The sequence below is a fragment of the Limnobacter sp. MED105 genome, from assembly GCF_000170915.1.
Taxonomy (GTDB): Bacteria; Pseudomonadota; Gammaproteobacteria; order Burkholderiales; family Burkholderiaceae_B; genus Limnobacter.
In genome coordinates this window covers 285,045-297,401 of the sequence record NZ_ABCT01000001.1, presented here as the reverse complement: position 1 = coordinate 297,401, position 12,357 = coordinate 285,045, and the positions used below count along the sequence as shown (strand labels likewise).

11 protein-coding genes are annotated in these 12,357 nt (G+C 54.4%); 1 reads left to right on the top strand and 10 read right to left on the bottom strand.

All coding sequences use genetic code 11. The features are described 5' to 3' along the window. Positions 1–11: 11 nt before the first annotated feature. Complete coding sequence (locus tag LMED105_RS01370; RefSeq protein ID WP_008247435.1) at positions 12–467, bottom strand: RNA-binding S4 domain-containing protein; 456 nt, start codon at positions 465–467, stop codon at positions 12–14. A 66-nt stretch (positions 468–533) separates the two neighbouring features. On the opposite strand from LMED105_RS01370, the gene LMED105_RS01365 reads away from it, so the two are divergent. Then, positions 534–1,667 carry a tartrate dehydrogenase gene (locus tag LMED105_RS01365; RefSeq protein ID WP_008247433.1) on the top strand — a complete coding sequence of 378 codons (1,134 nt, stop codon included), beginning with the start codon at positions 534–536 and terminating at the stop codon, positions 1,665–1,667. Between the two features lie 17 nt (positions 1,668–1,684). On the opposite strand, the gene LMED105_RS01360 is transcribed toward LMED105_RS01365, so the two are convergent. The 9 genes from LMED105_RS01360 to tssC form a co-directional block, all read right to left on the bottom strand. After that, positions 1,685–2,329, bottom strand: a complete 645-nt coding sequence (locus LMED105_RS01360; protein ID WP_008247431.1) for a hypothetical protein — start codon at positions 2,327–2,329, stop codon at positions 1,685–1,687. An 81-nt stretch (positions 2,330–2,410) separates the two neighbouring features. Next, entirely contained in the window at positions 2,411–3,766 is a 1,356-nt protein-coding gene (locus LMED105_RS01355) for a caspase family protein (protein WP_198006768.1), read from the bottom strand. Between the two features lie 31 nt (positions 3,767–3,797). Next, positions 3,798–6,440, bottom strand: a complete 2,643-nt coding sequence (tssH, locus tag LMED105_RS01350; RefSeq protein WP_008247427.1) for a type VI secretion system ATPase TssH — start codon at positions 6,438–6,440, stop codon at positions 3,798–3,800. Further along, positions 6,437–7,453 (bottom strand): type VI secretion system baseplate subunit TssG, encoded by a 1,017-nt coding sequence (gene tssG, locus LMED105_RS01345; protein WP_008247426.1) that lies wholly within the window; start codon positions 7,451–7,453, stop codon positions 6,437–6,439. Before tssG ends, tssH begins: the two co-directional genes overlap by 4 nt. A gap of 14 nt (positions 7,454–7,467) precedes the next feature. After that, positions 7,468–9,324, bottom strand: coding sequence for a type VI secretion system baseplate subunit TssF (gene tssF / locus LMED105_RS01340; protein WP_008247424.1), 1,857 nt, complete (start codon positions 9,322–9,324; stop codon positions 7,468–7,470). A gap of 20 nt (positions 9,325–9,344) precedes the next feature. Further along, on the bottom strand, positions 9,345–9,848 hold the full coding sequence (tssE, locus tag LMED105_RS01335) for a type VI secretion system baseplate subunit TssE (protein WP_008247422.1): 504 nt from the start codon (positions 9,846–9,848) through the stop codon (positions 9,345–9,347). Further along, positions 9,841–10,323, bottom strand: coding sequence for a type VI secretion system tube protein Hcp (locus LMED105_RS01330; RefSeq protein ID WP_008247419.1), 483 nt, complete (start codon positions 10,321–10,323; stop codon positions 9,841–9,843). Before LMED105_RS01330 ends, tssE begins: the two co-directional genes overlap by 8 nt. A 20-nt stretch (positions 10,324–10,343) precedes the next feature. After that, positions 10,344–10,826: a type VI secretion system tube protein Hcp gene (locus tag LMED105_RS01325; protein ID WP_040512037.1), complete on the bottom strand. Its 483-nt coding sequence runs from the start codon at positions 10,824–10,826 to the stop codon at positions 10,344–10,346. A 39-nt stretch (positions 10,827–10,865) separates the two neighbouring features. Continuing rightward, positions 10,866–12,356: a type VI secretion system contractile sheath large subunit gene (gene tssC / locus LMED105_RS01320; protein WP_008247416.1), complete on the bottom strand. Its 1,491-nt coding sequence runs from the start codon at positions 12,354–12,356 to the stop codon at positions 10,866–10,868. Position 12,357: the final 1 nt, after the last annotated feature.

The window sequence follows — 12,357 nt, the reverse complement described above, 5'->3', positions numbered from 1 at the left end:
ATTCGCCGGGCTTATTCATCGCCCCACTTGAAGTCGTCCATCACACGGCGGTCTCGCTTGGTTGGCCGCGCCTTGATCTCCAGGGCGGGGTCTTTCATCAACTTGCGGTTTGCCGCGCGTTCAGCACGCTTTTTCGCACTTTCCATGGTTTCTTCATAAAGGCCTTGCGCAATGGTGGCGCTGCCGCGCTTGTCGCCCAAACCTTTCACCACCAGCACCATGTCGTCCCACCCCACAGGCACTGTGAGCACATCGCCCACCTGCACCCCGTAAGCGGGCTTCACACGTTCATCGTTGCACTTCACCTTGCCGCCTTCCACCACCTCGGTGGCCAGCGAACGGGTTTTGAAAAAACGGGCAGCCCACAACCATTTGTCAATGCGTACCTTGGCACCTGGTGCTGAAAAATCGGTTTTGCCATTCGGTGTTTTGGCAGGTGCGGGGTTTTTGTTTTTACTGCGGCTCAATCTGACTCCATCGGGGATTCCCACACTGGTTGCCCAATTGTCCTTCAGGTAGCCTTTGGGGCTTCCGTGAATTCAAACAAGGACACCGCTGTGAAACACTCCATCGCAATTATTCCCGGCGACGGTATCGGTCAGGAAATTATGCCAGAAGCGCTGAAGGTGCTGGCTTGGGCTGAAAAAACCCATGGCATCACGCTGGAGTTACACCACAAAGACTGGGCGCACTGCAATTACTACCTCGAACACGGCACCATGATGCCCGAGGACTGGAAGCCCCAGCTGGAAGCCTGCGAGGCCATTTTGTTTGGCGCAGTGGGCATGCCCCACCTGGTACCCGACCACATTTCCCTGTGGGGCTCGCTGCTGCGCTACCGCCGTGAATTCGACCAGTACGTGAACCTGCGCCCCGTTAAACTGCTGCCAGGCGCACCCTGCCCCTTGGCCAACAAAAAGCCGGGTGATATCGACTTTGTGGTGGTGCGTGAAAATACCGAAGGCGAATATTCGGCCGTGGGCGGCCGCATGTTTGAGGGCACTGACCGTGAAATTGTGCTTCAGGAAAGTGTATTCACCCGCCACGGTGTAGACCGGGTGTTGAAGTTTGCATTCGAAATGGCCCAAAACCGGCCTCGCAAAAAGCTGACCGCTGCCACCAAGAGCAACGGTATTGCCATCAGCATGCCCTACTGGGACGAGCGCGTGGACAACATGGCTCAAGGCTATCCTGAAGTGACCTACGACAAACAACACGTGGACATTCTGGCCGCCCGGTTCGTGATGCAACCTGAGCGCTTTGATGTGGTGGTGGCCAGCAACTTGTTCGGCGACATTCTCAGCGACTTGGGGCCAGCCTGCACCGGCACCATTGGCCTGGCTCCCTCGGCCAACCTGAACCCAGACCGCACATTTCCGTCGCTGTTTGAACCCGTGCATGGCTCGGCACCCGACATTGCCGGCAAAGGCATTGCCAACCCAATCGCCATGATTTGGTCTGCTGCCCTGATGATTCAGTTTTTGGGCAACAGCCCTGCGGTAGTTGCGGCAGGCCGACAGAACGCCTACCAACAGGCACACGACAGCATTCTGGCTGCTATTGAGAAGGTACTGGAAAGCGGCGACCCCACGGTATTGACCGGTGACCTGAAAGGCAAAGGCACCACCAAAACCCTGGGTGATGCCATTGTCAAAGCGCTGGGCTAACACCCGGTTTTGCTCGCCTAGTTCGCCCCGTTCTTGGCCAGGTACCAACCTGTGTGAGTGGGGCGAAGTGCCATTTCGATGACAAAACTGGGTTGCAATGTACCGGCCACCGCAGTGCCGGTACTCAAGGTAAACACCGAAGGATCGAACGACTCCACCTTCAGGTTCTTGAAGTGATTCAACATGTGTGCGTCTTTCAAGCTGGCCTCAAAACGGGCAGACACGGCGTCTTCCTGACCAAAAGGCTTGTTCTGAATGTAGTCGACTGTCTTCTCGACCCACAAGCGACCAAAACACAAGGCCTCGTTGTCACCCTGCGGACCTTGTCTGAAATGCACACCTTCCAGTTTCTTCAAACCGCTGGAGGGCATGATCACCCAGCGACCATCGCGGGTTTGAAAAATATCCAGCAAGCCCGACAAGTCCCAAGCCTTGACCTCACGAGCCACCGCGCTGTTGGCTGGCACCTGGTCGCGGGCATACTGCTCAATCGCTTCCGGGCTGGGCAAACGCGCACACAGGGCACCATGGCTCAAAATAAAGGTTTCGGCCCTTGCGCCTTTAAGCAAGTTGTCTTCGGTTAAATGTGTGCGGGGGTTGCAGGCCATGAGCAAACCTGCAGACAAGGCCAGGGCAATCCAGTTAAAAACGGGGCGGATCATTTTCAGGTTCCTTTTTCACTTACAAACATTGTGAATCTTTGTAAGGCAATTAAAACCTCAAAATAAGCCGGAAAGGCCCGCCTATTTGCGTGCATGCCCCAAAGCACGGGGCGGCGAATAACCCAACTGCCGGGCCTGCGCCTCGGCTTGAGCGGCCAACAAAGGCTGCGCCACCTCTCGGTAATACAGTGCAAGCTCGTAGCACGCAATGCCATTGCCCAACCCACCTGCATACTGCAACCAACCCACATAGCGTAGCTGGCTTTGCTGGGTACCCAACTCCCGATGCAAACGTGCAATGCGGGCGGCTGCGTCTTTGTCGCCACGCGCAGCGCGAACCAGATCAGTGTTTCCGTGCTCGTGCTGCTGAGGTGGCAAAGGCTGGGGCAGTATAAAACTGGTTTTGAACAACTTGACTTCTTTGTGGCGCAGCACGCTCAAGGCCTGCTGGGCTCCGGTTAGATAAACCATCACTGATCGCGCCTGAATGCTGTCTGGATACAACTTCAAGAAAGACTGGCACAAGCGAATCAGATCAAGGGGCCACTGCGCGAATTGAATGGCCAGCCAGTCAACCTCCTCTTGGGGTGACATGGACTGAGGCGCAGATGCACCTGCCAGCGCAGGCACAGGCACCACCAGCGGAACCTGCACTCGGGTGTTGTCTGCAATGAAAGGGATTTGAGCCAAACGTCGAATTGCTGCAAGCGGGTGATTCAGCATGGTGCTTTCTACTTCTGCCTTCACCATGCGAAACAGGTCGTTGAAAGTAATATGGCTGGCCGACTCCAGAAGCAGTTTCACCAAGGCACCGGTGTAAAAAGTGTTTTGATCCGCACCGTCTGGAGACACCGCTGGCTTGCCCGCACCAGTTGAAAAACACACCAGGCTGCCCAAGGGCGCTTCCACCTGATTCAAGCCCTCACCATCGCCCAAGGAATTGCGCAAATCGGTTCTGCATGCATCAATCACGGTGATGTTCAAGGCCTGAGGCCTGGCCGGCAAGGCGGCCAGCAACTTTTGCTGAAGCACCAGGGAACTTGCCAACAGATCACGGCGAGGTGCCGTGGGGTTGGCCCCCGACCCCAAAAGCAAATTGTTGGATTCCACCTGCAAACCATGGCCAGCGTAATAAAACAAAGTGACCGCATTGGGGGGTGCTTGCGCCACCCTTTTTACAAATCCCTCCACTGTGCTTTGCAGACTGTTTTCATCGAGGTTCATGGCCTGGGTTACATCGAAACCACGAAAGGCCAAAGCCTCACCAAGATCCATCACGTTTTTGTGAATGGGCGGCAGATCGTGCGGCACAGGGTAATCGCCATTGCCGATCAGCAAAGCCAGCCGGTGAGTGTAGGGCGCAGCCTGCGCAGCTTGTGGTCGAAAAAAAAGTGGCGCAATTGGCAATAGACCCACTCCGCGCAACAAGATTTGCAATGCACTTCGCCGGCCCAATGATTTCGGCAACTTAGTCGTAGTGATACGTGAATTCCTGACCATCGGTGCCGATACTCAATGTAGTGACTGGTTGGCCCAACAGGGTGGCCTGCAACAATTGACGACTGACTGTGGGCAGCAAGGTATTGCCAAGAATTGTGCCCACCATCCGCCCGCCCGAGTCAGCCTCATTGCAACGGGCCACAATACGATCAATGACAGAAGGATCAATGTGAACAGCAATTTGGTGAGTGCTGGCAATGCGTTGCTGAATCCGGCTGAGCTGCAAGCGAACAATATTGGCCAGCATGTCGCTGGAAAGCGGGTAATACGGCACCACCTCCAGCCGCCCCAGCAAGGCCGGTGGAAACACCCGCAACATGGGCGCACGCAAAACACGGACAAGTTCCTCGGGGTGGGGCATGTCGCCAGTGCGCAGCCCTGTTTTGCAATGTGCCATCAATTCGGTCGTGCCCACATTCGTGGTCAACAAAATCAGGGTGTTCCGAAAATCGATTCGACGCCCCTCACCGTCTTCCATCCAGCCTTTGTCAAACACCTGAAAAAACAGTTCATGCACATCGGGGTGGGCTTTCTCGACCTCATCAAGCAGCACCACGCTGTGGGGTTTGCGGCGCACAGCCTCGGTCAACACACCGCCCTCCCCGTACCCCACATAACCGGGTGGCGCGCCTTTCAGCGAAGACACAGTGTGTGCCTCTTGGTATTCACTCATGTTAATGGTGATCACATTGTGCTCACCGCCGTACAAGTTTTCAGCCAGTGCCAAAGCGGTTTCAGTTTTACCAACGCCCGAGGTACCCGCCAGCATGAACACGCCCACCGGTTTGTTCGGGTCATCCAAACCCGCCCGCGAAGTTTGTATTCGACGTGCAATGGTTTCCAGTGCATGGCGTTGACCCACAATACGCGCGCCCAAGGAGTTGCTCAGGTTCAGTACATTTTCAATTTCATTGCGCACCATGCGCCCCACGGGGATACCCGTCCAGTCTGCCACCACTGCAGCCACGCATTGGGCGTCCACCTGGGGGTGAATCATGGGTGTTTCGCCCTGTAGCGCTTTGATCTCGCACTCCAGCAACTGAAGGTGTGCAAGATTGGATTCGGTATTGGCCTGGTCAATTTGATTGCGCAGGGTGAGCATGGAATCCAGAATCCGCTTTTCCTGTTGCCATTGCGATTGCAACTGGTCCAGATCCGAATTCAATTGGCTTGACGTCAGCTCAATTTCAGCCAGCCGTGCAGCATGCTCACGCCCAAAAGTGGATTCCTTGAGTAAGGCGGCGTGTTCGGTACTCAAGGCTTGTAGCTTGTTTTGAATCAACTCGATCGGTGCAGGCATCGCGTGCTGGGAAACTGCAACGCGTGCGCAAGCGGTGTCGAGCAGGCTGATTGCCTTGTCGGGCAATTGCCGTGCCGGAATGTAGCGATGCGATAGCCGCACCGCAGCTTGCACTGCTTCATCGAGTAAAAAGACCCGGTGGTGTGCCTGCATGGCAGCAGTCAAACCGCGCAGCATGTCGATACCCTTGACCTCGGAGGGCTCTTCCACTTGCACCACCTGAAAACGCCGCGTGAGTGCTGGGTCTTTCTCAATGTATTTTTTATACTCGGCCCAGGTGGTGGCACCAATGGTTCGAAGCGTGCCGCGCGCCAAAGCGGGTTTGAGCAAATTGGCTGCATCACCGGTTCCCTGATTGCCGCCCGCCCCCACCAAGGTGTGCACTTCATCAATGAACAAAATGGTGCCTTGCTCGCTGGCCTGGATTTCATCAATCACCTGGCGCAGCCGCTGCTCAAATTCTCCTTTCATCGATGCCCCGGCCTGCAACAAACCCAGATCGAGGTTCAAAATTCGAACCCCTTGCAAGGCAGGCGGTACTTGACCAGCCACCACTTGCAAAGCAAATCCTTCAACAACCGCTGTTTTACCCACGCCCGCTTCCCCGGTAATCAAGGGGTTGTTTTGACGACGACGAAGCAAAATGTCAATGATTTGCCGCACCTCCAGTTCGCGCCCGCGCACAGGGTCGATTTCGCCTTGGCGCGCTTTTTGTGTCAGGTCCACGGTGTAGCGCATCAAAGCCGCCTCGCCGCCCAGCTGCGCTGCTGGCATGGCTCCACTGGCTTGGCCTGGCAAGGCCCCGAGCGGCACATCGGTGCTCAACAAAGACTGCTCGGCCGAGTGTTCTACCAGCTGTGCAAAATTTTCACTGAGCGCAGCTTCTGGAATCTGTTTGAAGCGGGGTGATATTTTCAGCAATTCCTGCGACAGGAAATCAGTTTTCAACAAAGCCACCAGCACATGCCCAGTGCGCACATTCTGTGCACCAAACATCAGTGAGGCATACACCCAGGCCCTTTCCACGGCATTGGTGATGGACTCTGACAAATCAGAAATACCCTGCGCTCCACCAGGCTGACGCTCAAGAGCGCGCTGCACATCAGCAAGTACAGCATTCGCATCCAGTTCAAAATGCCGAAGAACATGGTGCCAGTCACTGTCATCTTGTTGAAGAATTTGCGCAACCCAGTGCACCAATTGCACATAGGGATTGCCTCGCAGTTTGCACAGCACAGTGGCGCCTTCAACCGATTTGAATGCAACAGGATTTAATTTGGCAAACAGCGAAACACGGCTGATATTGCTCATGCGGAACTCCGGGACAATGAAGAATGAGTGGGAACCGCAAGGCATTTCATGCGAACGGTTGCTGGCCGCTGGGTGCGTTTGTGCAGCTGTAGTTCACCCAGCCATGCCTTGCGCCCCAACTGGGCTGTGCCGTTGAGGCAAGCTTGCGGAATCTTGTCAGGGCTGATTTGAAGTGCGAATTCACAATCAAATTCAAGCCCCAGGTAGGCATGGGTGGCCTGCACAAGGCGCGTTCGTCCTGGTGTGCCAGGCAGTAACTGTTGGTAAGCGCTGTAGGCCATGGGGCCAATATCAATTTTTATTTTGCTTTGCGCGCACCACACCCTGCTGCCAAGCATGGCGCCATGCCCAAGCGCCCGCCCTGTCGACTGATCACTGCTCTGCGCGTGCAGCTGTAGCCACTGCGCTTGAAACGGTAAAACTTCCACGGGCAGGCTGGTTAAGGCTGACAGGCTTGTAGCCAAGCCCGCTTGTGTTTTGCTTCGCCGGGTAAAATGCGCAGCCAAACCCGCACGAAAATGGGTGGGCAAGGCCTCGCGCCCCCAGCTGGATAATGCACCATGCCCCACCAAACTGTTCAAGTGTTGCGCAAACGGATTGAACGTTTTGCGGTGATAGGCAATGTGAGGTTGTGACTCGGCCCATGCCCTGTAAAACAACAAATAAGCCCGATGGTGAAAGATATCCAGAAACTCGGCGAAGGTGGGGTCATTCCACTGATGAATCCGCGTGTAGGCATGTTCTGTGTAATGCAGTGGCAAGGCGCCATTGGGACCCAACAAACCAAAGTTCTGAATAAACAGCTTCGGAATCGTACCCAAACCGGTAGTCTGAATAGTGCCTTCGCATTTGAAATCTTGCGTGGCGAAGTCAAGGTAGGGTCGCTGACCCAAACGGACAGGGTCATCTCGCAGACGCAATGATGTACCGAGCAACGGTTTGTCAGAATGCGACTGTTCAATTTTCCGCAACAGAGCGAAGAAATTGGAAACTGGCGGTGTTGGCATACTCATTTGCACAAGCCCGGCTACAGCAAGGGTCGGTTACCCGACCTGGCAGGAAAATCAAACTCCGCACCGGTGCTGTGCAGACGCACCCGGGTTTGTACAAATGAATTCACCGACACATGGTTTGCAAGATAGAAGGCCAAAATGCTGCCCAACACCAGGGCGCCCGTGCCCTGCAAAGCCAGTTCATCCAGAGTGAGCGTGACCAGCAAGCCGCGCACCACAGCTGGCCTTCCCTGTCGGACCACACGCGACACCCTTGTTTGTGTCTCAACCGCCACAATAGCCCTGGCCATGTGTTGATGCGCTTGTTGCGCTGGATCGGCATGCAAGGCCAAAAGCTGCCCCAAGGCGAGCGCATCCTGATCGATCAGGCCAAGATAGTTCAAGGACAAATGCTCGATCAATTGCCAACAGCTTTGCCCACCATATCTGGCTGCCTTCGGACGACTGGGGCCACGCAGAAAACGAATAGACTGAACCGGCAAATTACCCGGCCAGGCCAGGTCAGTGGGCCCTTGCCCCACGGGTATTAGCAGGGGCAAATCCCGATTGGTACACAGAGCTTGCACGGCAAGCTGCGCAAGCCCGTGTGTTTGAATCAGCTCGCCAGTGGGCAAGGTCAAGCCGAGATAAACATCACTGCCTGAATACGACGAACGTGCGCCCTCCCGCAGCTGCTTTTCTGACATCAACGTGGGGACGCGGCGATGTACGAATTGAGGCCCTTCGTGATCAATACTTTCAGCGGTATTGGTGCAATTGGCATACAAGGCCGGCAGTTCCTGCGCCTTGTTTTGCCCATACCCCTGCACGCTCAGCACTGAGTGCACTTCAAAGTCTTGCGGCTTGCTGCGGTTGGGCTGCACCAAGACCTCATGCAGACGATCATCCAGCATGATGCGATCGCAACTGTGTTCAAACAAATTGACCACGGGCGTGCAATTCAAGGCCAATGAGTCCACGGCAACCACTCGATCAAGCTCGCTATTGGGCTCAGCGAAACAAAACGCCAGTTCAAAACTGGAATGCTTGAAATCAGCCAGAAAGCGCTGTAAGCCTTGAACACGAAAAAAAAGAAATCGGGCTGGCAAAGCGAAAAACTCTTGCAGCAAACGCATGCCACTGAACTGGTTTGAATGGACTGGAAGCAGTGCCTGAGAATCATTGAACCCCAAGGCCGCGACACAAGCTGGCGGCAACCATTGCCAATCGGTCTGCTCGGGGCAACGTATTCCGACTGAGACTGTTTGATAACACAACCTTTCAAAAAGTGTGTAGGCGTATTCATCACCACAACTAACATGAAAATCCAGTTCATTCACCGGCAGTTGTGACACCGCAGATTGTGTGGAATTCTCGAGCGTGACCAACAAAGCGGACCGTGGCTGCTTGCCGCCTTGCATTCGCCTTGCCGTGGCCTTGAAAGGTCCATGTTGAATGGCCCGTATGGCCAAGGGCCACAATGTTAAACCATGCCCTACCTTGAACTTGCACGGGGTGGTGATGCCTTTGGCCACCTGGCTTTGCAACACAGTGCCAGCCGCAAGCGAAATACCTTTCTTCAAGGCAACATCGTTGAGATTGAGGTTGAGTTGCACCACACCCATGGCAGGCACTGGGGCCAGAAAATTGGGACTGATTCGGTTTAGCAGTTGCTCGGTAAAACGCGGAAACTCCTCGTTCAACCGCAGCTGCACACGGGCCGTGAGAAACGCAAAACCCTCAAGCAACCTTTCGACGTAGGGATCTTGAACCTCAGTGGCGTCCATTGCAAGACGCGAAGCGATTTTCGGAAAGCGCGCTGCGAACTCGGCACCGCTGTCGCGCACATGGGCAAGTTCCTGGATATAAAACTGGAGTAAACGCGGATCCATATTGACTCGACGCCTGCTGCTCAGAAACCGGAAAGCGGCAACAACACCACCTTGCCGGTTTCAAGGTCAACCTCGGTGCGCAGCATCAACTCGATTGGATAAGGCTGCGCCCACAACAAACCGGAAATACGCAGACCAATTACATTGTGCAAATGCATCAAGCCCTGCTGGGTTTGTGCCGTTACTTTGAGTGAATGGCCGTCGATGCGTGGTTCGAAACAGCGAATCAAATTGGCCACGGTGTGTTCAAAATCTTTCACATCGATCATGGATGCAATTTTTCCAGCCACCGGGGGCATGCCATACGCCAGTACTGACTCATTCAAGTGCGCCTGGCCCTCAAGAGATTCGCTGTCAAGAACGCGGGTTGCGTTCAGCAGTTGTTCGAGATCGCGCAACACCAAATGTCGCAGGGCTTCTTTGGTGATGAAGCGACTGTGGGCAGATTCGGTCTGAATTGAGGGCTCGTCATCCTGAAGTCGATCCAGCAAAGCAGGTTGCAAGGCGTCCCGAGACTTACTCATACACATCAATGTAAGTACAGGCACCCGCCTTTAAATTGGCTGCCGACTTGGGGGTATACAGCACCTCGATTTCTTTGAATGCAATCGAGAATGACTCCCCCACCTGCCGGCCATCGTTTGCGCCACCAGTAATTTCATAATCACAAATTCGTGCCTTTCGCAAAACAATGCGCAAGTAATCAATGGTGGCAAGGCCGCCGGGATCGCGACAAGTCAGCACCACTTTGCTCAGCAGTTCAGCAGACTTCAAGGCACTCATGATGGCGGTACTCGAGCTGTCGATCGACTTTTGTACACTCAATGTGCGCACCGACGCTTTGGACGCCAGTTGCGACGATGAATGAACTTGCTGGGACATGCCCCACGACCAACCGGCGATTTCAATTTCACCGACATGACCACTGACCTGGCTTTCCCCTTGAATGGCCCCCTGACGGGAACCATCCAGGGCCAGGAACATATCAACTTTCGACATTGTGTTTCCCGGCTTTCCGATTACTTCTCGGAGTTGGTTGCAATGTTGAATGTCGCCTCAACCTTGCCCTCAGGGCCACCGTCTTTCTTTTGGGGCACGTACACATAGCTGAACTCGGCAAAGTTCAAGGTCACGGTTTCTGTTAACCGGTCTTCACCGCCCGAACCGCCCTGGCTGACGTTGGAGATAATGACGTCTTTCATGGTCAAGACAACATACTCCAGCGGTTTTTCACCTGCTTTGCGAACAGTCAGCACGGCCTCATCAAAATGCTTGCCGTTGCAACATGCCTTAATCAGGTTTGGTGTGGCCTTGTCGATGTACTTGGTAAAGCTGATGTCTTGCACACTGACCTTGCCTGCGCCACCACCACGACCCACATGGGTGGTGCCAGACTGGGACATGCCCCAGCTCCAGGCGGCAATGTCGATTTCCTTGGCATGTACGCTGTCTACGGATTCGCCATCCACACCCTTGATTTTCAAAAACATGTCTACTGACATTTGATTCCCTCTGTAATTGGTTGATTAATAATTCAAGTTTTAAGACGCTTTGGCGGATGGCAACTTGCTGACCAAACGCAAAGACACGGTGAGGCCCTCTAGCTGGTAGTGCGGGCGCAAATAGAATCGGGACGCATACATGCCTGGGTTGCCCTCTATTTCTTCAACAACCACTTCAGCGGCAGCCAGCGGGCGTGAGGCTTTGACCGCCTCGGAAGAGTTTGCGGGGTCACCATCCACGTATTGCATGATCCAGTCTTGCAACCAGCGCTGCATGTCGGCGCGCTCTTTGAAAGAGCCCACCTTGTCGCGAACGATGCATTTCAGGTAATGCGCAAAGCGGCAAGTGGCAAACAGGTAAGGAAGGCGAGCAGCCAGTTTGGCATTGGCTGTTGCGTCGGGATCCTCGTACTCAGCCGGTTTGTGCACGGACTGTGCGCCAATGAAAGCAGCCAGATCGCTGTTTTTTTTGTGAATGAGAGGCAGAAACCCACTCTTGCTGAGCTCGGCTTCACGGCGATCGGAAATGGCAATTTCAGTGGGGCACTTCATGTCCACACCACCGTCATCAGTGGGAAATGTGTGGGTGGGCAGGTTGGGTACGGCACCGCCCGATTCAATGCCGCGAATGCGCGAGCACCAGCCATATTCCTTGAATGAACGGTTGATATTCACAGCCATGGCATAGGCCGAGTTGGCCCAGGTGTAGCGGCTGTGGTCGGCCAGGCCGGTGTCTTCTTCAAAAGCGAATTCTTCAACCGGGTTGGTTTTTGCGCCGTAGGGTTGGCGAGCCAGAAACCGTGGCATGGTCAGGCCCAGGTATTTGGAGTCTTCTGCTTCGCGCAAGCTGCGCCACGCTGCATAGTCAGGTGTAGAAAAAATCTTGGTGAGGTCGCGCGGGTTGGCAAGTTCTTGCCAGGAATCCATTTGCAATGTGGCGGGGGACACGGCCGACAAAAAAGGCGCATGTGCCGACGCACTGATTTTCGACAGCTCACCCAACATTTCCACATCGGGCGGAGAGTGGTCAAAATAATAATCGCCGATCAGGCAGCCATAAGGCTCACCGCCAAACTGGCCGTATTCATGCTCATAAATTTTCTTGAATACCGGGCTTTGATCCCAGGCCACACCCTTGTAGCGTTTCAAGGTTTTGGCCAACTCGGTTTTGGATACATTCATGAAACGAATTTTCAAAAACTCGTCTGTTTCCGTGTTGTTCACCAAGTAATTCAGGCCACGCCAGGCACTTTCCATTTGCTGGAAATCGGTATGGTGAATAATTTCATTGATTTGAAGAGAAAGTTTTTGATCAATGGAGGCGATCATTCGCTCGATGGAGTCAACCACATCGTCGCCCACCAACTCCACGCCTTCCAGTGCCTGACGAGCCAAGGTGAGTACTGCCGACTCCACTTCAGACCTGGCTTCATCGGTTTTTGGCTTGAACTCTTTTTGCAAAAGAAAAGAGAGTTCATTGCCCTCAAGCTCGATCACATCGAGCGCGCGGTTTTGCATTTGTTCAGACATG